The sequence below is a fragment of the Gimesia chilikensis genome, from assembly GCF_008329715.1.
Classification (GTDB): domain Bacteria; phylum Planctomycetota; class Planctomycetia; order Planctomycetales; family Planctomycetaceae; genus Gimesia; species Gimesia chilikensis.
Map to the genome: position 1 here is coordinate 1 of NZ_VTSR01000015.1, position 19,964 is coordinate 19,964.

The 19,964-nt window shown below is 55.3% G+C and carries 18 protein-coding genes; 8 read left to right on the forward strand and 10 right to left on the reverse strand.

The window, feature by feature from the left end; translation table 11 throughout:
• Nucleotides 1-205 precede the first annotated feature (205 nt).
• Together FYZ48_RS19190 and FYZ48_RS19195 are read right to left on the reverse strand one after the other, a co-directional pair.
• Complete coding sequence (locus FYZ48_RS19190) at nucleotides 206-691, reverse strand: transposase (protein ID WP_187782112.1); 486 nt, start codon at nucleotides 689-691, stop codon at nucleotides 206-208.
• Between the two features lie 123 nt (nucleotides 692-814).
• Nucleotides 815-1,582, reverse strand: a complete 768-nt coding sequence (locus FYZ48_RS19195; protein WP_149343338.1) for an HpcH/HpaI aldolase family protein — start codon at nucleotides 1,580-1,582, stop codon at nucleotides 815-817.
• A gap of 277 nt (nucleotides 1,583-1,859) precedes the next feature.
• On the opposite strand from FYZ48_RS19195, the gene FYZ48_RS19200 reads away from it, so the two are divergent.
• Nucleotides 1,860-3,080, forward strand: a complete 1,221-nt coding sequence (locus FYZ48_RS19200) for a TolB family protein (protein ID WP_187782113.1) — start codon at nucleotides 1,860-1,862, stop codon at nucleotides 3,078-3,080.
• 281 nt (nucleotides 3,081-3,361) lie between these two features.
• Nucleotides 3,362-3,880: a hypothetical protein gene (locus FYZ48_RS19205; RefSeq protein ID WP_149343342.1), complete on the forward strand. Its 519-nt coding sequence runs from the start codon at nucleotides 3,362-3,364 to the stop codon at nucleotides 3,878-3,880.
• Between the two features lie 26 nt (nucleotides 3,881-3,906).
• Here FYZ48_RS19205 and FYZ48_RS19210 read toward each other — a convergent pair whose 3' ends face one another.
• Nucleotides 3,907-4,215: a hypothetical protein gene (locus tag FYZ48_RS19210; protein WP_149343344.1), complete on the reverse strand. Its 309-nt coding sequence runs from the start codon at nucleotides 4,213-4,215 to the stop codon at nucleotides 3,907-3,909.
• Nucleotides 4,216-4,316: 101 nt separating this feature from the next.
• Here FYZ48_RS19210 and FYZ48_RS19215 point away from each other — a divergent pair, with 101 nt between their 5' ends.
• Nucleotides 4,317-4,610, forward strand: a complete 294-nt coding sequence (locus tag FYZ48_RS19215) for a hypothetical protein (RefSeq protein ID WP_149343347.1) — start codon at nucleotides 4,317-4,319, stop codon at nucleotides 4,608-4,610.
• A 72-nt stretch (nucleotides 4,611-4,682) separates the two neighbouring features.
• Here FYZ48_RS19215 and FYZ48_RS19220 read toward each other — a convergent pair whose 3' ends face one another.
• The 5 genes from FYZ48_RS19220 to FYZ48_RS19240 all read right to left on the reverse strand — a co-directional run bounded on the left by FYZ48_RS19220 (nucleotide 4,683) and on the right by FYZ48_RS19240 (nucleotide 8,475).
• Entirely contained in the window at nucleotides 4,683-5,303 is a 621-nt protein-coding gene (locus FYZ48_RS19220) for a hypothetical protein (RefSeq protein ID WP_149343349.1), read from the reverse strand.
• A gap of 118 nt (nucleotides 5,304-5,421) precedes the next feature.
• Nucleotides 5,422-5,943, reverse strand: a complete 522-nt coding sequence (locus tag FYZ48_RS19225; RefSeq protein ID WP_149343351.1) for a hypothetical protein — start codon at nucleotides 5,941-5,943, stop codon at nucleotides 5,422-5,424.
• Nucleotides 5,944-6,043: 100 nt separating this feature from the next.
• Nucleotides 6,044-6,964, reverse strand: coding sequence for an ADP-ribosylglycohydrolase family protein (locus FYZ48_RS19230; RefSeq protein ID WP_149343353.1), 921 nt, complete (start codon nucleotides 6,962-6,964; stop codon nucleotides 6,044-6,046).
• A 53-nt stretch (nucleotides 6,965-7,017) separates the two neighbouring features.
• Complete coding sequence (locus FYZ48_RS19235) at nucleotides 7,018-7,428, reverse strand: hypothetical protein (protein WP_149343355.1); 411 nt, start codon at nucleotides 7,426-7,428, stop codon at nucleotides 7,018-7,020.
• A 234-nt stretch (nucleotides 7,429-7,662) separates the two neighbouring features.
• Nucleotides 7,663-8,475 (reverse strand): metallophosphoesterase family protein, encoded by an 813-nt coding sequence (locus FYZ48_RS19240; protein WP_149343357.1) that lies wholly within the window; start codon nucleotides 8,473-8,475, stop codon nucleotides 7,663-7,665.
• An 83-nt stretch (nucleotides 8,476-8,558) separates the two neighbouring features.
• On the opposite strand from FYZ48_RS19240, the gene FYZ48_RS19245 reads away from it, so the two are divergent.
• The 4 genes from FYZ48_RS19245 (at nucleotide 8,559) to FYZ48_RS19260 (ending at nucleotide 13,787) form a co-directional block, all read left to right on the forward strand.
• Nucleotides 8,559-10,031: a DUF6896 domain-containing protein gene (locus FYZ48_RS19245; RefSeq protein ID WP_149343359.1), complete on the forward strand. Its 1,473-nt coding sequence runs from the start codon at nucleotides 8,559-8,561 to the stop codon at nucleotides 10,029-10,031.
• 79 nt (nucleotides 10,032-10,110) lie between these two features.
• Nucleotides 10,111-10,482 (forward strand): hypothetical protein, encoded by a 372-nt coding sequence (locus FYZ48_RS19250; RefSeq protein ID WP_149343361.1) that lies wholly within the window; start codon nucleotides 10,111-10,113, stop codon nucleotides 10,480-10,482.
• A gap of 263 nt (nucleotides 10,483-10,745) precedes the next feature.
• Nucleotides 10,746-12,005 (forward strand): glycosyltransferase, encoded by a 1,260-nt coding sequence (locus tag FYZ48_RS19255; RefSeq protein ID WP_149343363.1) that lies wholly within the window; start codon nucleotides 10,746-10,748, stop codon nucleotides 12,003-12,005.
• A gap of 156 nt (nucleotides 12,006-12,161) precedes the next feature.
• Nucleotides 12,162-13,787 (forward strand): glycosyl hydrolase, encoded by a 1,626-nt coding sequence (locus tag FYZ48_RS19260; RefSeq protein ID WP_149343365.1) that lies wholly within the window; start codon nucleotides 12,162-12,164, stop codon nucleotides 13,785-13,787.
• A 26-nt stretch (nucleotides 13,788-13,813) separates the two neighbouring features.
• On the opposite strand, the gene FYZ48_RS19265 is transcribed toward FYZ48_RS19260, so the two are convergent.
• Nucleotides 13,814-15,097 carry an Nramp family divalent metal transporter gene (locus FYZ48_RS19265; protein ID WP_149343367.1) on the reverse strand — a complete coding sequence of 428 codons (1,284 nt, stop codon included), beginning with the start codon at nucleotides 15,095-15,097 and terminating at the stop codon, nucleotides 13,814-13,816.
• 93 nt (nucleotides 15,098-15,190) lie between these two features.
• Complete coding sequence (locus FYZ48_RS19270) at nucleotides 15,191-15,796, reverse strand: nitroreductase family protein (protein ID WP_149343369.1); 606 nt, start codon at nucleotides 15,794-15,796, stop codon at nucleotides 15,191-15,193.
• A 295-nt stretch (nucleotides 15,797-16,091) separates the two neighbouring features.
• Between FYZ48_RS19270 and FYZ48_RS19275 the strand changes: the two genes are divergently transcribed.
• Nucleotides 16,092-19,925: a hypothetical protein gene (locus FYZ48_RS19275; protein ID WP_149343371.1), complete on the forward strand. Its 3,834-nt coding sequence runs from the start codon at nucleotides 16,092-16,094 to the stop codon at nucleotides 19,923-19,925.
• Nucleotides 19,926-19,964: the final 39 nt, after the last annotated feature.

Here is a 19,964-nt window from a genome sequence, read left to right on the forward strand (position 1 = left end):
GGAGAGAACTCAGGAAAACCAGGAAGCAATGGCAACAATTCGCTTTGGTGGGAAACTATTTGTAATCGGAGTTACTAGCCGCCGGTAATTTTTAGCCGCGCTGCATACATCACCGGTGGCGAACGCCATTCCGCTCATGGTGGGTTTGCCTATTCCTGGTTCGAGTATGCTGCAAGAATCTTCATCGGCAGTGGTCGTATCCCCCCTACTGAAAACGGTCACGATCTTTCCGATCCTGTGCTTCTGTAATATAAAGCACAACACGTTCCAGACTCTCTTCACCACCGTCGATCAACTCCGTATCGCCTCCGCGCGACCAGATTTTCTGATTCGAGATCGGATCGGGGTCCTGGCGCAGCACACGGGTTGCGTTGGCTTTGAATTGATCACGAACGATTTTTGGCTCTGAATCCGCGGTCACGGCGATATGAACATGATTCGCGCGTACACTGATTGCATGAATGAACCATTCACGGATTTCTGCATGTTCATGGCACACTGTTTCGACTTTGTTTCGCTGGATCTGATTCAATAAAACCGGTCGTTGCTGCATCTGATTCCGGCTCCATTGCTCAAGCAACAGTTGTGGTGGTTGATCACCGCTGTTCGTTTTACGCCATCCACGTCGATCTCCCGGCAACCACGTTCCATAAGTGGTCCAGGTAATGAAATAGGTGAATGGTTCGATCATAAAATAAATCATCCATCAAACTGAGCGGCAAAGCGCTAGCTGCCGGTAATTTTTAACCGCGCTGTATATATCACCGGTGGCTAGCGCCATTCCGCTCACATGCACGCCACGCCCAAACAGCGATCACCCTTTGCGCAGTTCCCCGAACGCTGTCTGCATTGCGTGCGTCAGCATCAGACCGTCGTTGGCGTAGACGACCAGTCGGGCGCCCTGGCGGATTGTGCGCAGGGCCTGCTGGGTGGTTCCGAACCAGCAGCCTGCGGCGACGTGCTGTGCGTTCGAGACGTCGATCACTTTCTGGATCGCGGTGATGAGTTCCGGGTTGTCGTACTCGCCGGGGATGCCCATGTTGGTCGTCAGATCGCCGGGCCCGACGAAGACCGCGTGCACGCCGGGTATCGAACAGATCTGTTCCAGGTTTTCGATGCCGGGCACCGATTCAATCATCGGTATGAACAGCGTGTTCTCGTTCTTTTTCTCGATGTAGTCGGCCGTCTTCTGATTGACGAACTTCCCCTCTTTCAGGGCCTTGTCCAGCACAATCCCTTTCAACGGTCGATAGACGGCGGCCGCCGCCAGCTGCTGTGCCTCTTCGTATGTTTCAACATAAGGTACCACCACGCCGTCAAACGTATCACACACGCGGGCCACATCTGCAGCGTCGCGACTGTGTGTGCGGGCCAGGCAGACAATACCTCTCGACTTCAGGGCATACCGCAGCGGCAGAAACTCTGCGAGGTCGAGCGTCGTATGCTCGGGCGTGACGATCACAAAATCGAGCGAGTTGTCGGGGATCGACTCGACCATCGCCGGAACCACCGCATGCTGAAACAGCGACCCATACACGGTCTCGCCCCGAACCAGTTTCTCTTTCAGTTTCTTCACCAGCATAACCGCGCTACCTCGACTGCAGGAACAGAGTGATTATTCGAAAGACGTTCACTCCATCATGCCGGGCGAAAAGTTGCATGTAAAGAAAATGTCGAGGTTTTGTGGAAAACTACTGTACAAACTAAGTCAAGCAGTTAACCTGAAAGGTCTCATCGAGTACATCTGAAACTCACTCGCCATTTTCTATCATCTACCTTTGATGTGCATACAATGCAGACAGTCGTATGAAATTCAGATCTCCCAGGAATTGTTAACCCAAACTGGAACTGATACAGCAATGAATAAATGGTTTTCTCTGTGGCTGAGTCTTGGATCATCACAAAGACGATTCCCTCAGATCCAGGTTGCTCTGGTATTCATCCTGTTCTGTCTTTTCGCTGACCTGGCATTAGCTCAACAGGAAGATCAATCCAAGGTCCAACCTCTGATCACATTCCTTTCCCATCGTACGGGGCACAATGTCCTGTATACAATGCACCCCGATGGATCACAGATCACACCCGTTTTGGGAGGTCCCATTTCTGATCAGCCCGTATTCACGAAAGGCGTGACCATGTTCCGGTCACCACACTGGACACGACAGAGCCCCAATGGGAAATACTTTGCTTCGTGGGTGTATGAAGAAGGTCACCCTTTTTCAAAATGGCAGGGTGACCTGCGTGCCATGCTCTGGGTGGGTGATCTACAGGGGACATGGACCCGCATTCTGAATCCTGACTGCACAGAACTCTTTGCCTGGTCACCTGACAGCAGACAGATCGCCTGGTCCACGAACTCTGCAGACTCCCGGATCCGCTTCCGTCAGAAAAATCAAGCCGAGCTAAGTCGAATTTATGTGGCAGGAATTGATGGTTCACATTCCAGACAGGTGATGGAAAAAGAGGGATCGTGGCTTGTGGAAGACTGGTCGCCAGACCAGCAACGATTGTTGATTACACACCCCAGCGACGGTGCAGAACTCAATGACTCACGATGTGAACTGTATGAACTTCGTCTGCCTGAGACGTCGCCTGCGCAAGATTCCGATAGCCAGGATAAAACATCTCGATCAGAGAAAAAGAGCCTGAAGAGAATTTCATTCTCTGCAGAAAATCTGATGATCAGTTCGGCCCGTTACGCCCCTGATGGCAAGAGTCTGGCATTGGTTGTTTATAACCCGGAGAACATGTACGCCCCGAATCTGGCCGCTGATGATGAATGGGGACGCATGCGGATGATGCGTCTGCTGGGAAAGATCGCTGTCCTGTCGCTGGATACGGGTGAGGTTAAAGTCATTTTTGATCCAGACTACGGCCTCCGCGGTCCTATCTGCTGGACTGCAGACGGCAAAGAGATTCTATTCTCACGCTATCTGTCACCGGACGACATTCGCGAAAAATTTCAGTCTGACAAATCACATGGTCTGGCAATCTGGGCTATCGACCGACAGGGGAAAAAACCAAGATTCATCACCACAGGCTGGAGTCCGGATTGCAGTCGTGTTGTGAACGGAAATTAATTCCATGACGGGTTATAGCTGAAACAGCGACCCATACACGGTCTCGCCCCGAATCAGTTTCTCTTTCAGTTTCTTCACCAGCATAACGGTGCTTCCTCGACTACAGGAACAGAGTGATCATTCGAAAGACGCTCACTCCATCATGCCGGGCGGGGAGGACGATGTAAAGAAAATGTGCCTGACTTCGAAGAAATACAGACGTGTCTCACACTGATTCTGATACGATGAGACTGGCCAGAAATACATTGCAGCATTTGCGTGAACAATAATGAAGGAAGATCATGACGTTGAGATGCCGTGTTGATTTGACAGGAATTCTGCTCAGCCTGTTGAGTTTAATCCTGATCCCTGCAGGCTGTCAGCAGGCGGGTGATCCAGTACCGTTGGACGCTGCGATGGAACTGCAGGAAACGGGACACAGTGATCAGGCAATCCAAATGCTTGCCAGGGAAGACATTGAAAAAAATCTCCATGCGTCTTCTCTGCGAACGCTGAAAATCAATGAGAACGAATTTAAAGAGTTACCCCAGTGGAAGCGCGACTTTTTCTCAGAGGAATCTTTGTTACTGGTCCCCCTGCTCAAAAGGGCCGCCTATCTGCAAATTGAACAATTACAGGCAGCCGAAGATGCAGGCGCAGCGGAGAAAGCGAAAGAACTGCAATCACAACTGCAACGTCTGATCGGTTTTCTGCAGAACAAACAGAGACTTCAGCTCTATCAGCAATTGGGAGGCGGCATTCAGATGAAGCTGAAGGAAGCCACATCAGACCAGGTAGATTCATCTCAAGAATCGACGTAGAGCCTGCAAGCTAAGGGGAGAGTAGATCACTCCAGCTCATAATCCGCAAACAGCCGGTAGTCCCGTTCGCGTATCCACACAGTCAGCAGCGACTTCAGTTCCTCGTCCTGTAGCGGTCTGGTCTTTCCGGTCTGAATATATCCGATCGACCAGCCAGCGGTTGCTTCCTGCAGATAAACCGCGTCTTCCCACCCCGGGATCGGTACCGGAGAATCCGATTCCGGCAGGCGGCCTACCAGGACAGCAATCGTCTCTGGTTCATCCGGCTTGTACCTGCGCACAACCACATCGGCTCCCAGCGCTTCCAGAAAACGGATCAGCTCTGCCTGTCTCATGATTCTCTTAAAGAAAAAACTTGAAAAATTGATTCATACTTTGACATCATATGATAACGACAACAGACCTCATTCTCCGCCCCAGACTCGGGAGGCAAACCATGCTGACACTGGAAGTGAATGACGTGTATTCCCTGGAGCTCGCTCCGGAGGGGGCCGGCGTCCGTCTGACGCTGACTAAAGAAGGCACACCCCTGGTCTGCCGGAAAGCAACCCGTAAGGAACTGCGCGACTTTTCCGAGTCTGCATCCGCTACGGCCTTTAAAGGCCGCCTGATCTTATATAAACAGTTCGGCAAGATCGAAATTGAAGCGAAAAAAGAGATCATCGGCGCGCTGCCCCTACCCCAGTTCGAAGCCGCAATCACAGCCGTGCTCACCGGGAGCACCGTCTGATCTCAACCCGCTAAGACAGAGAGTAATACAGAATACATAACCACTGTCATTTCCTGGTTGGTCTCCCGCGCCTCACTCTGGATTCAAAGCATCAAACAGCGCATCGAACTCGTCCGGCAGTGCGGAGAGGGGCTGCAGGTCTTCGGCTTCCGGGTTCTCGGGCAGGGGTTGAAAATCGATATAACGGATCTTCAGCGTCACGTCGAATTCGCCGAGGGTCATGTCCAGCAGAACGAAGCTGGCGCCCATCATGGCTTCCCGGTTTTCCTCGGTCAGACCGGGGACATACACGATCAGATCGATGGCACCGTCTTCGGTCTGTAACCAGAAGTAGAAGTCGTCCGGCGTCAGTTCCTGCTCGCCGAACTGCAGGGCACAACCCGCTAAATCCATCCGTTGTCGAAAGGGGGTGAACGTCCAGCCGGGCAAGTCGGGGGCACTGTCGATCAACAGCATCACTGCAGGAAACGCCTCTTTCACTCCGTCGGCACTGATAACCAGATCGCGCACGCCCTCATCATCGGGCATAGAGATTTCGTAGGTCAGACCTTCGTCGACCTCCTGCAGTTGTTCGCCCAGTTCCGGCAGCAGTACTTCCTGCTGGTCTTCCAGATGTTCAAAACGATGCAGGTTGTTTTCAAACCAGAACCAGAAAGAGAGAACATCGGGCGTTGATTCCGGGTCAGTGGTCATCGGGCTTACTCACGCAAAAAGAAAGGGATTGAAAATCACAAACGCCATCATGGCAGTTGCGGGTGGAGAAGTAAAGATTTTGTTCGTCGCGGGTACCAGTTGCCTCTCAGCGGCAAAGCTACTTTATGATCCAGCCCTGCTTAAAACGATTGTCATAGTCGGGCCAGCCATAGGCCCCCTCTGTATCCTCAACTCCCATCAGGTTCTTCCTGGCGATTGGCAGCCCGGCAAACAGGTTTTCCTCTCGCGCCTGCAGCAGAATGTCCTTCAGCATTGCGCCGATCTGTTCGACCGGCTCACCTTCATCCTCACCCAGAGTTTGCTTACTCCCGTCAGGCAGGGTCAACTGAATCGGTTCGTCGTTGTCCCACAGCGCATCAACGGCTTCAGACCACTGGGGAAATTCCAGCATGTTTTCTTCGATGTACGAATTCCATTCGCCGTCCGGCTTCGCACCCGGACGCGTGTCAAACACCAGCGCAATCCAGCCCGCCTGAGCAACGGAATACCCCAGCGTGATCTGGGTAATCGGATCCTCATCTGCACCCGGCCCCTGGTTCACATAAACCGGGTAATCGCGGATCCTCTGCTTGAGATGCTTAACAATCGCCTGGCGATCCTGTTTGAGATTGATTTTCATGGTGTCTTTTCCCGGAGAGTATATCTGATAAATACAACGCCACGATCATACCGCACATCAGCAGTGGAACAAACGCGGGTTGAGACTCCCTGCCAGCAATTTATTCCAGCAGCTTCGTCAGCGCCAGTTCCAGCATGTCCCGACGAACCAGGCCAGCACGCAGAGAGGAGGGAATATTCGACTCTCCCCAGCAGGCCCCCGCCAGTTGACCGCAGACAGCACCGGTCGTGTCGGCGTCGTCTCCCAGGTTCACGGCCTTCAGCACCGCTTCCTCAAACGAGTCGGCGGCGTGAAACGCCCAGAGGGCGGCTTCCAGGCTGCGGATAACCCAGCCCGATCCTTCGATCTCCGGCGGCTGTCTGCGTCGAAAGCTGCCGTCTGCGATCTCCTGTACCAGTGGATGCAGGGGTTTGATCGCGTTTAACTGCTGCAGCGTCTGCCAGTCCGCAGCGAGCACCGTTTCCCGCGATTCTCCCCGGATCAACGCTGCCAGCACACAGGCCAGGTAGCGACAGGCATCGCGGCATTGCTCACTGGGATGCGTAGGCAGGCTCGACTCTTCCGCCAGCCGGGAGAACTCAGCCAGATCGGATTCGAACAGTTCCGCATACCGCATGGGCACCGGCGCCAGTCGCATGATCGAACCATTGCCACTGGCATATTCATGCGAGTCACCCGACGTGAGTGCATTCCCGTTGACGGAAAATTCCCCCAGGGCCCGGCGGATCGTCATCCCGATATCAAAACAGCGGCCGTTGACCGAATAGCGGCCCGTCTTCCACCATTGCACGTAGCGCTCGGCCTGGTCGTTCAGATCCCAGCCGACGTCCGCGATACTGTCGGCCAGCGCGAGTGCCATGCTGGTGTCGTCGGTCCAGGCCCCTGGTTCAATCGGATGCGGCCCACCCCCGCGATACCCGGTCACCGGCGGAAAGCTGCCCGGCGACTGGAACTCCACCGCCGCCCCCAGCGCATCACCCACGGCCAGCCCGATCAACGTACCTCGACTCCGGTCTTCCATGTTGTGTTCCTCGTGTTGTGTACTGCAGGACGGATGTGGTTCATCATAGTGCATCAGACCTCTGGTAACGACTGCAGATCGGGTTCGATGAAATTGTGCTTTGCTTCCAGGGAGATCAGTCGCTCTTTGGAATAGTAGTCGAGCAGCACCCCTTTCTTCAGCATGCGGGCACAGGTGTTACAGAATTCGTCTGACGACTCGAACGGCCCCTCTTCCCGGAGGGCGTGGCAGACCAGCCGCATGAAGGCGACCGTGATGGTCTCGTGGTAGCCTCGCTCCAGTTCGTCGGGCGTATTGGTGGCTTTGTTGTAAGCTTTGATACCGGCCCGCATGCGGAGCAGTGCTTCCGCGTAGGGAAAACGCATGGCATAGAGATAAGCCACCCGGACATGCGCCCGGTGCGTCCACTCCTCGGAGGGCAGGGTGCAGGCTTCAAAGGCTTCCAGTAGCTGGGCATCATCCATGGTTGGGTATTCCCGGACATTGAACAGGTCGACTTCATTGGCAGCCTGTGAAGTTAGTTGACGCCGATTAAGGGGCACACTGTTAAGAATGGAGCCCCGACAGCGGGCGGTCAAGTGCGTAATCGCGTGACGGACGGGCTTTCCACAGATTACACGAAAATTTCATCTCATGGTGTCTCCAGACTGAACCGGGACCTGGGACGGATTAAACCAGCCACAAGCGCAAAGGGGAACTCAGTGCGTAAGAATTACGGTTCGCGCATCGACGTTAAGTACCTGGGTTCCGTTTTCATATTCGATTAACGGTTGATCCCAGTGGGCATGCCCGCGGACGACCAGGGGATTGCGACGCGTACTCAGCAGGTCTCGCACGCGGGCTGATCCCTGCTGCCGGGCATTCAGGCCGCGGGGGCCGTCGTGCAGCAGCAGGATGTCGATCCGTTCTTCCAGCAGCAGTTCCAGGGCAAACAGGTAATCTTCTTCACTGCGTCGCTGATGGCGTTCCGGATTGCCGATGATCCCGCCGATTCCTCCGATGCGGAGTCCATCGAGTTCAACGAAATCACCATCCAGGTAATGCAGATGTGCGGGAAAGCGGGGTTGGGCTTTACTGTTTTCGCCATAGGTGTCATGGTTGCCGGCCACTCCTGCCACCCAGGCAAATTCATCGCCAAAGGCCCGCCAGACGGCGCTCACATCGCCGGTGCCGCCCCGTTTGTCGAGCGCGGGGACGGTATAGAAGTCCCCCGCCAGCCAGACCGCGACACGGGAAGGATCGTGAATTCCGACCTCAGGCAGGACTTCCTGAACCAGGCGCAGGGGGAGTGCTTCTCCCAGCAGACGCGGCGGACCGCCGGGCGATTCCTGAAATCGCTCGCGGCCCTGCAGATCGGCGGTGACAACGACAGCATCCAATCCCACAGGCAGCGCATCAACCCGCGCATGATGAATCGGCAGACGTTCTTCATAGAAGCCGCTCCGGCGGCTACCTGCGTTGAGATACTTAATTTCTTTGAGATGTGTTGCGGAAAAATCTATAATTTTCATATCGAGCAGACAAATCACAGTCGGTTCAGGTTCGGTGGATCATTAATCCCCATCCCTGCTTCCTTTGAGACATCAATCATAGCATGCAATACGCACCGGAAATTATTCAACGACTCCAGGCAGCTTCTGAGGTTGACGAACCGCTGGACGATTTCATCAAAGAGTGGATCGACCGGCCCTGGCCGCTCACTCCCTGGGCCAGTTGGACGCTGTTCTCACTAATCCGTCACCGTCCGCGACAGGAGTTCGTTTCACAGATCGTGCAGCACAACCTGGGTATCGACCAGCTGGATCTGGCCAAACGAGGCTATGGTGCCCACCCGGAGGGCATAAATAGTGGACCTGTGCCCGACTTGCCCGACTGGGAATATAACCTGCACGGTCGCGGTTGTTATATCGTGCATCAGGAAACGAGAATCGATATTGATGTCGACTTTTACGACGAAACCGCCGACTGGTATGATCTGTTTTTCTATCAATGGTACTTGAAATCATTGCGGCAGCCCGAACTCTGGGAAGCACGCGTCATCGAACTACATCCCTCCTTTGAAACGGTGCAGTATGCGTTTGACGAACTGCTGGAACAGGGATTCCTGGAGCAGCACTCCCACTACCGTGCCTCACGGCTCTCATTTGAGACCGGGGAGATTCTCCCCCTGCTGGAAAGTCTGACAGAGAAACACGCGGAGCCAGAGACCATGCTGCGTCTGGCCGCGGTGATTGGTGACTGGCCCCTGGTAGAGCGGCTGCTGATCTCTGGAGAAATTCCACCTGCAGTGACAGCGAAAGCCCGGCAGATCACTGCCGACCGGGAACACTTTCTGGCGAATGAATTCGAGCAGAACGAAAATCAGAGCCTGGCCTTGCGGGCACTGCAGGAGAACCAGAGCCCGGACCTGGATGACTTTTTGAAACGGACTTTACAGGAAACAAACGTCCTGTCGATAGAAACCGCCCTGGAGATCATCGCCGAAACAGGGCATCCCCAGTGGCATCCCCTGGTGTTTGATCTGCTGCACAAGGTCGACACAGCGACGGAACCCAGCCAGCCTGGCTACTGGATTCAGGCGCTGGAGTTCCTGCTACGTCGAAACTACCGCTGTGAGGACATCGTAGACCAACTGCAGTTTGCAACGACTGACTCTGATCAGGCAGCAATTCTGGCACTCGAATTTCACCCACGCTATGCACTCGATCTCTTTCGCAAAGCCCTGCGTTCCCCGACACCTCATACACGAACAGTTGCTGCCGCGATACTGGCGTTGATTGACCAGTCCTGGTGCCAGCGCGAACTACTCCGGATTCTAAACGAGTCCACCGATCAGGGAGCGACCGTAGCCTCTCGCGCCGCGCTGTCAGTGATCGGACATCGCCCGTCGAAAACAGAAGTCGACAACTGGGAACGTGAGCATCCGTTACAACTCGAAAGTGAAGAATACATCACGATCCCAGAATCCAACCTGCTCGATACACCGATGTTCCTTAAATTCGAAATGGATCAATGGCGTGACCGCGTGCTGCCGCTGCGTGACATCATCCCTCCCGGTGCGGAATAGAATCGTTTTGCTTCGCTGGCGCCATTCTGCTAATCTGAATGAGACTTTAACCTCCCCCTGAAACATCGCGGACCCGCCCATGAAGCTTCACCGTCATTTATTAATTGTCTGTCTGTGCCTGCTGGTTTCCGGCGCTGCTTGTACCGTGAACTTCAGCGTTAACGCGGAACGGGAGGAAGACCTGGGCTCGCATCATGTCATCATTCGGCCGGGAGATACGATGACCACCACGACGGAGGCCACGTTCGGCGATGAAGCGACATACGAATTTACGTGCGGCGACGTGAAGGTCCGCATCGAAAACGAAGCGCTTTCGGTGAACGGCAAATCGTATGGGATGCTGGAACCCGGACAGGAAGTGATCGTCGATCATGGGACCGTGAGTGTGGCCGGCGAAGTGCGACAGCCTGTCGCACCCCAGGCAGAACCGGCCGAGTCGCAGGCAGACTGATGTTGCGGCTGTATATTGAATTATAATCTGAAGTTCCGAAACCGGCTAAGCAGGTCCGCTTCCCCACCCTCTCCCCGGCACGACCGTTCCAATGGGAATCGGGGGCTCCTTTCTCTCCCGTCCCGACTCGAATTCCAGAATTTTGTTGATCACACAGGCAAAATCAGTAAGATATATAATATAGAGGATATTTGCCGCCCAGGCAGGAGGTAAGCGATTCGGCGGATTGACGGAGCATTTTCCTTAATCCAGGAGCGAATCTCATGTTGGAACTGGCGACAATCAGTGTTTTCTGTCTGCTCTGCTTTGCCCTGCTCAATCTTTACTGGGGCCAGCGGGTCGCCCGCCTGTACCAGGCGCACCTCGCTCAGAAATCCCACTCCAGTTACACACCGTCTGCTGCGGTCGTCTTGTCTCTGCGGGGCAATGATCCGTTTCTGGCCGACTGCCTGCAGGGTTTGCTGAACCAGGATTACCCTGCGTACCAGGTGAAAATTGTCGTGGATCACATTGATGATCCCGCTTTCGCTTTTGTGACCCAATACCTGGCAGAACACGAGCACCCCCATTGCGAAGTCAGCATCCGCGAAGTTTCCAATGGGGTCTGCGGCTTGAAGAACGCTTCACTGGTGCAGGCCATCCGGGAAGTGGATAACGACGTCGAAGTCCTTGCCTGGCTCGATGCGGATGTCATTCCCCATCGCAGCTGGCTCCGCGAACTGGTCTCTCCTCTGCAGGATCCCGAGGTCGGGGTCGCTTCGGGCATCCGCTGGTATGCGCCGCGGCATGCCAACCCGGGAACCATGGTCCGCCATGCCTGGAACACCGCAGCCATGATGCAGATGGTGGCCCTGGAAATTCCCTGGGGAGGTTCAATCGCGCTCAGCCGGGATATCTTCACCCATCCGCAACTGACCAATTCGTTCTCCCGTATGCTCTGGGATGACACGGGACTGAAAGTCATCGCAGATCAGCTGGGCCGCAGAGTGGCTTTCGTGCCTGCCACGACGATGGTCAACCGGGAATCGATCTCCTTTGACTCCTGTTTCCGCTACATGACCCGCCAGCTGGTGAATGCGCGCTATTATCATCCGCACTGGTGGCTCGTTGCCGGCCTGGGATTGATGACGGCTGTCGCGCAGACCGCGTTGCTGGTTCTCAGTGTGCTGTTCATGCTGCAGGGTGATCTGACGGCAGCAGCGAGTTCCGCGGGAGTATTGCTCTTCGCGAATGGCTGTGTCGCAGTGGCGATCTTCCGCATCAGTCTGCTGGTACACAAGACGGTCACAGCCCGCGGCGAACATTTTCAGCGTCAACCGCTGCGCACGCTGGGTTACCTGGGAATCACGGTCTACATCTTCGCGGCTGCGTTACTGGCAGCGATGCGGACCCGCACCATCGACTGGCGCGGCGTGCTGTATCATGTGCCCGATCCGTTTAATGTGCAGATCATGCATTATGAACCGTACCGGCATCCCGAAGCGAATGCCTCACTGCACGAGCTGGAACACGTTTCGATTTAAAACAGATGTTCCGTTTTCCAGTGCGGTGAACCAGGTCTCAATCAGGAACAGCTGCTTGATCCTGCGCGTCGACAGCGAGTAAGATAGAGCGGACTGAATGATCTAATCCCATCTCTGGCTGCCTTGCGCGCCCGTCTCCCGATGTAAAGACCTGCTATGTTTTCCGAATCCGCCTGGAGCCGCAAAAGTATCGGCGACGTCGATGTCGTCTACCATGAAGGCCTCTATCATCTGTTTCACCTGGTACTGCCCAATCACGACTTCATCGCGCATGCGATCAGCGATAACGGACTCAACTGGCGGCGCGTCGACAACGCACTGTTCATCGGCGATCCCGGAGGCTGGGACGACCTGATGCTCTGGACAATGCACGTCACCCCCGATCCGCATCAGCCAGGGCACTGGCGGATGTTTTATACCGGCGTCTCCCGCCGCGACCAGGGAAAAAAACAACGCATCGGACTCGCACACAGCGAAGACCTGTTCCACTGGCGAAAGGCGGACGTGCACTGGGAAGATCAGCGCGGCCACGACGATCCGGAGATCGTCAAGCAGACGCGAGCGAAGCTGGTTCGTTCGGTATCCAACAGCATCAAGGCCAAGCAGGATCTGGAAAGCAGCTTTCCCCTCGAACCGGATGCCGAATACTACGAAGCCTCGGTAGACGAAGAACGCAACTGGGTCAGCTTCCGCGATCCCTTCTATTTTCACGAGGAAGACCGCGGCTGGCTGATGATGGCGGCACGCACCAACGAAGGCCCGCTGGTTCGCAGGGGCTGTGTCGGTCTGATGGAAGAATATAAACCCAACCATTTCCGCGCACTGCCGCCGCTGCACGCACCGATGATGTATGACGACATCGAAGTTCCCAACCTGTTCCGTATCGACGGCGACTACTACCTCGTCGGCAGTCTACGGGAAGACGCCAAGATACGCTACTGGCACACCACAGATCCGGAGCAGCCCTGGCGCAACTATTACGACAACGTGCTGCTCGCCAAGGGGAACTACGCCGGTCGCATCTGTCGGGATGACAAGGGGCTCCTGCTCTGGAACTTTTATGTCCGCGACCCTCACGACCGGATGACGAACAACATCCTGCCTCCGCCCAAGCGACTCACACGCCGGAGCAACGGACAATTAAAGGTTCAGACTTACGAAGGCATCATCGAACGCATTGTCGATACTCTCGATTCCCGCTGCCTGCACACTTTGAAAGGGGCCCGGGATGAATCCTACTTCTGCATGATCGACGATTCCCTCGAGCTGATCAGCCAGGCCGGCTTCCAGGGGTTTGTGTTCGACGAGGAAGTCAACTGCTTTCGCATGCGTTGTCGTTTGACGATGAAGGGGGCCGGCAAATGCGGACTGCTCTGCCGGATCGATCCCGAAACGCACGACGGTTATTACCTTTCACTGGACCTGATGAAAGGGATCGGCCAGTTCCGCGCCTGGAAAACGGGGCCGCTCAGATCGGGCGAGCATATGATGCAGTTCGAATCGCTGCAGGACGGTTTCTGGCGGGCCAGTGAACCGCAGGATGTCGAAGTGCAGATGATCTCCTTCGGCAGTTACCACGAACTCAGTATCAACGACCACGTGGTTCTCTCCCTGGCCGATGCGAACTTCAGTAGTGGCATGCTGGGCTTCTACGTGGAAACAGCCTCGTTGCACGTCTCCGATCTCGAAGTGCACCATATCAAGTCACCTACCCAGACCGACGATCACCTGACCACCGGCTGGAGAACCAACGGCGAAGAACCGGGAACACTTTTGCAATAAATGCTCAGCTTTGTGCGATGCTTGCGTTAACCGCCGAACATTTTCTCATACAGACTGAAAGCGGTGCGTCCCGCGAGCAGGAGCGAAGTGATCAGGCCGATAAAGCCCAGGAACTTCATCCAGAAGGGAATCGCGTTTTCGCCCGTCATATCGGAACGGGTCGCCAGCCAGAGCATGGCGATGGCCAGCATCGGAATGCCCAGCACGGTCAGCGACTGAGCGAAGATAATCAGCCCCACGGGACTCTGTCCCATCGTCTTGGTGTAGATGGCGACGACCATCCCCATCATCAACGCGCCAACGGTACACAGCTTGGGCCACTTCTCATCGATGTAGCCCCCTTTGCCCAGACCGTCCGACAGGACCGAACCGCCGATCATTGCGTTCACCAGGAAGGAACTGAAAGCACCAGCAAAAATCCCCAGCGAGAAAATGATCACGCCGAAAGTCCCGAACCCGGGTTCCAGACTCTTGGCGACATCCGCGACGGAGCCCAGCGTTTCGACATCGGGATTCTGATACAGCACCTTGGCGGCGGTGATCAGCACCATCATCGTGATCAGCCCCAGCACACAGATCCCGACAGTCGAGTCGATCAATCCCTGTTTAAGGTTATAACGGGTCCAGCCTTTCTGTCGCACCAGGTACGACTGATAGAAGGCCCCGGCTACGGAGAAAGTCGTTGCATACAGCGCTACGACTGGCGTCATGACTTCACTGAATTTGACTTTGCTTGTATCGAATTCGGGCAGGGAAGGAATGAACCCGGCGATCGCTGCGCCCCAGTCGGGCTTCGCCATCAGCAGGTTGATCGCGAAGGCGATGATCATAATCCCCACCAGGAGCTTCATCAGGTTTTCGATCATCGCATAGAGATGTTTAAATCCATACAGTGCCAGAATGATGAAGATATTCATGGCGATAATGATCAGGATGTCTGCGTTGCTCGAACCCATAAAGGGTTCGACCGCAGCGAGAACTCCCAAGTTATTGCTGAACTGAAAACAGGCGGCGATCAGAAACAGGATGATCCCCGTTGCGGCTGCCACCGGGCGTCCCGCCCGCTTTGCCAGCTCATCACAGATCGTACCGTCCAGCTGAATCCCCAGTCGCGCTGAGAGCGCGGTCATCGCAATCATCATGATGACCGCAATCACCAGCACCCAGTTCATCTGATAGGCGTATGTGTGCCCGATCTTGGAAGCCGACAGAATACTGCCCGGCCCCAGAACCACCGAGGCGGTAATAATCGCCGGGCCCAGACTGCCGAGAATGCGCTTAATCAGATTCGATGGAGGCTGTTCGCTCATGGGAGACACCGTATTTTCTAAATAACCGAAAGAAATTAATCAGGTCGTATCTTAACAAACCTGATCGGCAAGTTAAGGCCTTACCGGTTGCAATTATGTAAATCGATCGTAAATTACGACCTCATCTAATGTTAGCTGCCCAGCTCGTTCATTGGCGGGTCGCAGGGCCTTTCCCACAACCACGAACATTGAGATCAGGTGGTCCTCGGGAAGATTGATCAGTTCCGCCACTTTATCAAAGTCGAAACCGTCCATGGGACAGGTGTCGTAACCCATCTCCTTGGCGACCAGCATCATGGTCTGGGCGGCCATCCCGCAGGAGCGCATGGCTTCGTCCCGCTCGGCTTCGATGTTGTCTTTGTAATAGTTCAGAATCATCGGCACCAGTGCTTTCTGCACTGGTTCAGGGGCATTTTTCCAGTAGCGGTCCGGCTCTTTTTCCCAGGCTTTCATATCCGCACAGATCACGACCAACAGCGACGCATCAGTCACCTGCGACTGGTTCCAGGAAGCGTCCCGCAGCTTCTGTCTCAGTTCCGGGTCTTTGACTACGAGAAACCGCCAGTGCTGAATATTGAAGGCGGTCGGGGAAAGCATGGTATAGGAGAGGAGCTTTTCGATTTCCTCATCGGTCATGCGATGCTCGGGATCGTATGCTTTGACTGAACGTCTTTCTTCTATTGCCTTTAAGGTGTCCATTATCTTTCGCTTCTCTTGACGGGTTCGGGTAATTCACAATGCGCCAGGCACTTACTATCATAGGCAGTCTCAGCGAGGATGAACACTCTCTGCCAAAATCGGAGGCAGGAAATCAGCTGTTTTTTCAGCCTTTTCAGGCGTCTCCGCCCGGATTCTTCTCTGAACAAACATTGTCGCCCGCTGAACAGACCCCTATAGTAGTTACTAAGGGCTACCGGACTTCAGGCACGGATGAGAAGGTCAACCCCCGTCTCCGGGGGCACCTGCACAACGGAATTAATCACAGGATCGGACAATGTCCCAGTCAGATAAAAAACAGACCGCCGCAACAAAAAACAGTGCCGTTACTCCACCGGAACAAAAGAAACGCTCCTTCGGACGCACCTTTCTGATTCTGCTGGTCATCGTCGGTATTCTCACCTGGTTTGCACCGCAGATCATCTCGCGCACCGCGCTCAAAGATTCCATTCTGCCCCTCGTTCTCAAACACTATCCCGCTGACATTAAAACGGGAGACGTTACACTCGGCTGGGGGCAGCCGGTCTCATTTCAGAATATTGTGCTGGAAGATTTTGAAGGTCGCCCCGTCGTCCGCATCAAACAGATCCAGACACAGAAAACGCTCTGGGAGCTGGCGAAGGACCGCAAACAGGTCGGCGATGTGAACGTGACCGGCGTGGATTCCTTTACTTACGTCAACAGTCAGGGAATCGCCAACCGGGACTTCATCACGGCACTCATCAACAAAGGGACCGAGGAACATCCGGAAGGAGAACCGGGTAAAGAGGAACCGCCGAAAACGGGTCTGCGTCAATCGCTGAAACTGAACCTGACCGATTTGAATCTGTTTGTCGTCAACACAGACCAGCAGGCGAAAGAAGAGGAAACGCCCTACCTGGCCGGTATGAACATTACGGTGACCCGTCCCGGCCCGCGAACCGAACCGGTACTCGTCGAAGGAAACTGGCATGAGAAACTAGCCGAGAATGCGGGGAGCAGCAAACCTGCGGAAATCGCCTTTACCGCCAGTGTGGTCAATGCAGACCAGCCCGATGCGTCCCGCTCCGGTTCACTCAAATTCAAATCACAGTTTTTCGACCTCAAACAGTTAACGCCCATGGTGCAGGCCTTCTCCCCGGGCGTTTACATTGACGGCATTTCCAATTCCGAAATGGAAGTCAAATGGTCGGGCACAAAAGAGGCGCCCCGGTTCACCGTCAAAGGGAACTGGGAAGCGGCTCCCTTCGTCTTCAGCGCCCCTGAGCTGATCGGTAACGACGAAATCTCGACCGACTATGCGAAAGGGAATCTGGACCTGATGGCCGCCGATGGGGTGCTCTACTTTAAACAGGCCGAGGCAGAATCACAGCTGGGGAAACTGGCGCTGCAGGGCAAAATCAATCTGAAGGACCTGCAGCACGAGGATCGCCGCGAACGTCTGGCCGGTCTGTTGTCATCCCGTCTCAAGCTGACCGGCGATCTGGACCTGGCCGAAGCAGCCCGCCAGCTGCCGGAAACCGTGCACCTGAAACCGGGAATGCGAATCACATCGGGGAACGTCAACTTCGAACTCTCCAACTATAATCCGCAGAAACCCGAAGAAGCAGCCGACCAGACCTGGCTCGTTGCTCTGAAAACTTCCGACCTGAACGGCGTAAACCAGGGACGCGAAATCCGCTGGCAGCAGCCGATTGAACTGCTGATGCGGGTCCGCCGCGAAGCGGAACAGTTCGACATAGAATCGCTCCGTTGTGCCTCGGACTTCCTCAAGCTCAGCGGCAGCGGTAATGCACGGGACCTTAAGATACAACTCGAAGCCGACCTCGACTTGCTCTCACAGCACCTGGAACAGTTTGTCGATCTGCAGGCAGTGGCTCTCAAGGGGAAACTCAAAGGGGAGGTCGATTTTCAGATCGAGAACGAGAACTGGAAAACCCAGTCTTACCTGACGTTTCAAAACCTGCAGCTGGCAGCCCCCGATCGCCGCGGCTGGAGCGAGCCCAAGCTCGAACTCACCATCGATGGCGCCGGCACCACCGACGAGAAGCAGCTGCACGTCGAACGTTTTATCGTCACGCTGCTGGCCGGCGAAGATTCTTTCCAGGCGAAACTCAAAGCACCGACAACCATTGAACGACAGGCGGAAGCAGATCAGAAACAGCAGGTGCTTCCGTTCCAGGTCCAGTTACGGGGTAAAATCGCGTCCTGGGCCGATCGCGTGCGTCCGCTGGGGAGCCAGGACCTGGAGCTCGGGGGCAATGTGCAGTTCTCCTCGGCAATCTCGATTGGTGACGAGTACGTGGCGCACGAAAACACAACCCTCGATCTGACCAATCTGCATATCGCCTCTCCCTCCCTCTGGATCGATGAGCCGCGGGCCGAACTCAAAACGGCCGGCAGCTGGGATGGGAAACACAAGACATTGAAACTGGCTACGCTGGCCTGGCGAAGTGAGGCCGTTGCCGTTAATGGCGAAGGGATCGAAGTGCAGCTGCCCCACGCTGAAGCCAGCACTCCCTCGCTCGACGGGAAGCTCGCCTTCAACGGCGACCTGCACCAGATGACCAGCTGGTTCCAGAATCCCGCAGAACCGCCGGCACAAAAATTCTATGGAAACATCCAGGGGCAGGCCAATGTGATCGTCAATGATCAGGGCCGGATGGCGAACTGGCGGACGACCATCAAGGACTTCGCCATCGAAGCGCCCCGTCGCCCCGATACGCGGGTCACAAAAGAACCGATTGCCAGCCAGCGCAACCCGGGCTGGGTGATCAGCTGGCAGGAGCCGGAGATCCGTATTGAAGGGGACACCCGTCAGAGTCTGCAGGAAGACACTGTCGCGCTCAACCAGATGTCGATTCACTCTGATATGCTCGATCTGACAGCGAAAGGCAAGATCGATAACTGGAGCACCACCCGCAACATCCGACTGACGGGTGAAGTAACCTACGACTGGGAAAATCTCACGCCCCTGTTACGCAGTAAACTTGGCCCCGATGTGCAGATTGTCGGAAGAGAGACACGTCCGTTTAATCTGAATGGTCCGCTCGGCTCGCCCCAATCACAAGAAGTGGAAGCGGTGGCCCTCGACAATATTCAACCCCGACCGTTGTATCCCAACACGCGGCCTCTGTTCGTACCAACCACGCGTTACCAGGATCTGACCGGCGAAGCGGGCATCGGCTGGGAGCAGGCCAATATCCGTGGTCTGACCAGTGGCAAGACGACCATCGAAGCCCGCATCAAAGACGGCCAGATTCATATAACTCCCATCGACCTGCAGGTCAGCGGTGGTCGACTGCGGGTGGCCCCCATTATTCGCCTGGACGTGAAGCCGGCGGCCCTTGTCTTTGGCAAGGGAGAAGTGATTGACCGCTTCCAGTTCACTCCTGAAATGACCCGCAACTCACTGCGTTTCGTGGCGCCGATGATCGCTAACAGCACCAGCATTCAGGGACAGTTCTCACTGAGTCAGGACTATGCCATTATCCCGCTCGACGAACCGGCGCTGGGTGAAGCTCGCGGTGCGATGTCCATTCAGTCAGCCAAGGTAGGACCGGGCCCCTTGTTCGATGCTCTCGCGGGAAAGATTGATCAGGTCCTGGCGATGATCAACATCAATCGTGACGGCCGCCTGATCGGCCCCGATGCGATCTTCATGCAGGTCAACAACCAGACCGTGCAATACCATATGATTGACGGTCGCGTCTATCACAGTCCGTTCCAGGTCAACATGAAAGGCATTACGATCACCACGACCGGTTCGGTGGGGCTGGATGAATCGCTCGATCTGGTGGCTGAGGTAGGCTTTTCGAATATGCTGCCCCAGGACAGTGACAAGCCGTTGATCAAGGCTTTGCTCAGTCGACCGCTCAAACTGCCCATCGGCGGTACACTCAAGAAGCCCAAGGTCGACATGAGCCAGGTTGGCAATTACGCCAAACAGATGGGCGTGAATGCCCTCGACGCCGTGCTGGGAGGCGGCATTGGTTCCCAGATTCAGAGTCTGTTCCCCGAGCGGACCCCGGAAGAGATGGAGCGCATCCAGAAAGAGCGCGAGGAACGTCGTAAAGAACGCGAAAAACGCCGCGAAGAACGACGCCTCGAAAAGCTCAAACGCAAACAGTGACCGGCACAAACCAACCATGGGAATGGCGCCAGCCGCCGG

Coding starts and splice junctions, on each gene's coding strand:
- FYZ48_RS19245 (WP_149343359.1), top strand. CDS start 8,559: ATGCAATACGCACCGGAAATTATTCAACGACTCCAGGCAGCTTCTGAG.
- FYZ48_RS19270 (WP_149343369.1), bottom strand. CDS start 15,796: ATGGACACCTTAAAGGCAATAGAAGAAAGACGTTCAGTCAAAGCATAC.
- FYZ48_RS19240 (WP_149343357.1), bottom strand. CDS start 8,475: ATGAAAATTATAGATTTTTCCGCAACACATCTCAAAGAAATTAAGTAT.
- FYZ48_RS19220 (WP_149343349.1), bottom strand. CDS start 5,303: ATGACCACTGACCCGGAATCAACGCCCGATGTTCTCTCTTTCTGGTTC.
- FYZ48_RS19235 (WP_149343355.1), bottom strand. CDS start 7,428: ATGGATGATGCCCAGCTACTGGAAGCCTTTGAAGCCTGCACCCTGCCC.
- FYZ48_RS19215 (WP_149343347.1), top strand. CDS start 4,317: ATGCTGACACTGGAAGTGAATGACGTGTATTCCCTGGAGCTCGCTCCG.
- FYZ48_RS19225 (WP_149343351.1), bottom strand. CDS start 5,943: ATGAAAATCAATCTCAAACAGGATCGCCAGGCGATTGTTAAGCATCTC.
- FYZ48_RS19200 (WP_187782113.1), top strand. CDS start 1,860: ATGAATAAATGGTTTTCTCTGTGGCTGAGTCTTGGATCATCACAAAGA.
- FYZ48_RS19190 (WP_187782112.1), bottom strand. CDS start 691: ATGATCGAACCATTCACCTATTTCATTACCTGGACCACTTATGGAACG.
- FYZ48_RS19250 (WP_149343361.1), top strand. CDS start 10,111: ATGAAGCTTCACCGTCATTTATTAATTGTCTGTCTGTGCCTGCTGGTT.
- FYZ48_RS19210 (WP_149343344.1), bottom strand. CDS start 4,215: ATGAGACAGGCAGAGCTGATCCGTTTTCTGGAAGCGCTGGGAGCCGAT.
- FYZ48_RS19265 (WP_149343367.1), bottom strand. CDS start 15,097: ATGAGCGAACAGCCTCCATCGAATCTGATTAAGCGCATTCTCGGCAGT.
- FYZ48_RS19230 (WP_149343353.1), bottom strand. CDS start 6,964: ATGGAAGACCGGAGTCGAGGTACGTTGATCGGGCTGGCCGTGGGTGAT.
- FYZ48_RS19195 (WP_149343338.1), bottom strand. CDS start 1,582: ATGCTGGTGAAGAAACTGAAAGAGAAACTGGTTCGGGGCGAGACCGTG.
- FYZ48_RS19260 (WP_149343365.1), top strand. CDS start 12,162: ATGTTTTCCGAATCCGCCTGGAGCCGCAAAAGTATCGGCGACGTCGAT.
- FYZ48_RS19275 (WP_149343371.1), top strand. CDS start 16,092: ATGTCCCAGTCAGATAAAAAACAGACCGCCGCAACAAAAAACAGTGCC.
- FYZ48_RS19205 (WP_149343342.1), top strand. CDS start 3,362: ATGACGTTGAGATGCCGTGTTGATTTGACAGGAATTCTGCTCAGCCTG.
- FYZ48_RS19255 (WP_149343363.1), top strand. CDS start 10,746: ATGTTGGAACTGGCGACAATCAGTGTTTTCTGTCTGCTCTGCTTTGCC.